Genomic DNA, 2,853 nt, shown 5'->3' on the forward strand with positions numbered 1-2,853 from the left:
GCATTCGGAGATCTCGCGGTCGAGCGCGGCCTGCGCCGCCGTCTCGTCGCCGGCGAGCACCAGTTCGGCGATCGGGCCGTCATAGACGCGCTCCCAGAAGCGCAGGCGGGCCTGATGAGTGGTCAGTTTCTCGGCCAGAGCCGCGCGGCCTGCGCCGGCCAACGCCGCGAGCCGGCCATAGGCGGCCGGAACCAGCGTCTCAAGCCGCGCTTTCAACATGCGGCCGAGCAAGGGCGCATCGCCCCCGGTCGAGATCGCCACCACCAGCGGGCTGCGGTCGAGCACGGAGGGCGTGATGAAATCGCTCAGGCCGGGATGATCGGCGACATTGACCAGCGCTCCCGAGGCGCGGGCGCGGGCGATCAGGGCGTCATCCGGCGCCTCGCCCGGTTCGAAGGCGAAATAGATCAGCGCAAAGCCGAACAAAGCGTTGTGGTCGTCGAGATCGCCCAGCCGGCATTGGCTGCGCAAAGCCTCGATTTCGTCGCTCCAGTTTTTCGCGAACAGCCAGACCTCGGCGCCGGCGCGCGCGAGCGTCTCCACGCGCCGCGCGGCGAGCGCGCCGCCGCCGACGACCGCGATCCGACGGTGACGGAGATTGAGGAAAATAGGCAGGCGGTCCATGAGGCTTCCGGGCTGGGCGTGTCCTGGCTGGGAATTTCCGGCTGCGAGGGTTCAGGCCGCGATGAGACGGCCGGGATCGCGACTCCGCCAGAGCTTTTCCGCGCCGCTTTGCGCCATAAGCTGGTCGGACGCAAGCCCCATAGCGCGCAGCGCGATGGCCAGCGTGCCGGTCACGGCGGCCTCGGCATAGGCGTCGCGACTCTCGCCGCGCCAGACCGCGAGCAGGCGCGAAACGTCCATGGATTCATCGGGCAATTGGCGCGGCTCCTCCATCAGCGGCGGCCAGCGCTCCTCGAAGGCGACGCCTTGCGCCACGCCCAACGTTTCGCAGGGTTTTCCGGGCCGTCGCTCGATCTCGCCGCCTTCGCCGCGAAACACCACCATATTCCGTTCGCCGAGCAGCAGCGCCGCGTCGCGATGGGTGCTCATGTAATTGGGGTGGAAAATCCCCTGCAACAGGCAGGGCGCCGCGAAGGGATTGATCATTCGGGCGAGCGTATGGATCGGGGAGCGCAGGCCGAGAATGGGCTTGAAACCCATCATGCGCGCGAGCGGCGGGCTGATCGAGGCGAGATCCATATAGGCGAAACGGTTCTGCCGGAGCTGGCGCTGGGTGGCGGCGAAATCGCTTGCGACCGGCAGGCCCAGCGCCGCGAGCACTTCGCCGGTGTAGAGCCGACCCGCAGTATGGCCGTCGAAACCATGCATGAACACCGTGCGGCCGGATTGAGCGAGGCACAAAGCCGCCAGCAGGAACCAGGGCAATTGCCGCTTCTTGCCGGCGTAGGACGACCAGTCGACATCGACCAGGTCGGGCTCCGGCGCGGGCAGGGTTTTGCGCGCGGCCCGGACGAAGCCGGCGAGTTCGCTGGGGCCTTCCTCCTTCATGCGCAGCAGCATCAGAAAGGCGCCGAGCTGTTCGGGCAGGACCTCGCCGGCGAGAATCATCGTCATGGCCTCTTCGGCCTCCTCCTCGTTCAACGCGCGCGAGAGATTCCTGCCGCGGCCGAGAATGGCGATGAAACGGGCGAAAGGATGGGGCGTGAAGGTCATGACGGTCCGGCGGCTGGAGGGCGCTTTGCCGCCAGCATAGCCCCCGGCGGCGCGACGGCAAGCGCGGCGGCGCGGTGTGAAGTTCAAGGCGCAATTGTCGCAAATCTGCGATAGAAAGACCAGATGAGCGACTCCCAGACCCCGCCCGCCGCCCTGCATTACACCGCCCGAGCCCTTTTGTTGGGCGACCGCATCGATCTCGCCGGACTGGAGCGCACCGACACCATTTCCACTTCGCCGCTGGCTTTTCACGTCGGGCAGAACGGCAAGGTCGCGCTCTATCGCTATGGCGTCGCGGTGATGGTCGGCCTGACCCCGTTGGAGGAGGAGGACATTCTCGCGCGGCTGAAGGGGCGTGTCGTCGGCGCGCCGCTGCGCAAGGAGGACGAGGCCGTGACCCTGCTGGTCGGCGAGGGCGACGACCGGATCACGCCCGCCGGGCCGATCGCGCTGAAGGACCTGTCCAACGAGCGGTTCCTGATCTTCGCCGACGCCATTGCGAAAAGCGTGGCGCTCGCCCGCGACGAGCGCGAGGTGAATATGGTGTTCGACAAGGTCGAACCGCTTGCCAATGTGCTCGGGCGGCTTGGGCGGCCCAACCGCAACCGCAAGGAAATGCTGAAGCTGATCGGCCAGGCCTTGGGCGTCCAGCATCGCGTCTCGGGCCGCGTCGCCGTCGACGACAAGCCCGATGTGTTGTGGGACCGTCCCGATCTGGAGCGCCTCTACGCCCGTCTTGAGGACGAATATGAGCTGAAGGAGCGCGGTCAGACGCTGCAGCGCAAGCTGGACGTTATCGTTGAAACAGTCCGGGCGCTGACCGACATCATCGACGCCGACCGCTCGTCCTTCATGGAAATGGCGATTGTCCTGCTGATTCTCGCCGAAATCGGCATTTCCCTCTTCGAAATCATGTTTGTCCGGGGACATTGACCGGATTTTCGGGGCAAAAGGGGCGCAAGGTCAGGCGTGATATTTTTGCCATGAACGCCGTCCGCGCCGGGCCGCGCGGCCCCGCCGCATTGACATGTGAACCATTCCCTTTCACTAGAGAGCGCTGATCGTGTGCGGCCGGGCGGCTGCGCGCGGCTGTGGAGCGCGTCCCCAGCGGCGGGGACAGGAACGCCGATCGCGGGCCGCCGAGAGACAGCATCTTGTTCGAAACTTTGTTGAAGC

At 66.5% G+C, this 2,853-nt stretch carries 4 protein-coding genes; 1 reads left to right on the forward strand and 3 read right to left on the reverse strand.

From position 1 onward, the window contains the following. Both ACE3S9_RS17845 and ACE3S9_RS17850 read right to left on the reverse strand, forming a co-directional pair. Positions 1 to 624: bifunctional precorrin-2 dehydrogenase/sirohydrochlorin ferrochelatase (locus ACE3S9_RS17845; protein WP_374547823.1), on the reverse strand; the 624-nt coding region annotated here is incomplete at its 3' end. A gap of 51 nt (positions 625 to 675) precedes the next feature. Next, positions 676 to 1,677 (reverse strand): glycosyl transferase family protein, encoded by a 1,002-nt coding sequence (locus tag ACE3S9_RS17850; RefSeq protein WP_374547824.1) that lies wholly within the window; start codon positions 1,675 to 1,677, stop codon positions 676 to 678. A gap of 123 nt (positions 1,678 to 1,800) precedes the next feature. Here ACE3S9_RS17850 and ACE3S9_RS17855 point away from each other — a divergent pair, with 123 nt between their 5' ends. Continuing rightward, on the forward strand, positions 1,801 to 2,610 hold the full coding sequence (locus tag ACE3S9_RS17855) for an RMD1 family protein (protein ID WP_374547825.1): 810 nt from the start codon (positions 1,801 to 1,803) through the stop codon (positions 2,608 to 2,610). On the opposite strand, the gene ACE3S9_RS17860 is transcribed toward ACE3S9_RS17855, so the two are convergent. After that, the coding region (locus ACE3S9_RS17860; protein ID WP_374547826.1) for a hypothetical protein at positions 2,588 to 2,853 on the reverse strand (266 nt) is incomplete at its 5' end. The genes ACE3S9_RS17855 and ACE3S9_RS17860 overlap by 23 nt on opposite strands.

The organism is Rhodoblastus sp., from assembly GCF_041915505.1.
Taxonomy (GTDB): domain Bacteria; phylum Pseudomonadota; class Alphaproteobacteria; order Rhizobiales; family Beijerinckiaceae; genus Rhodoblastus.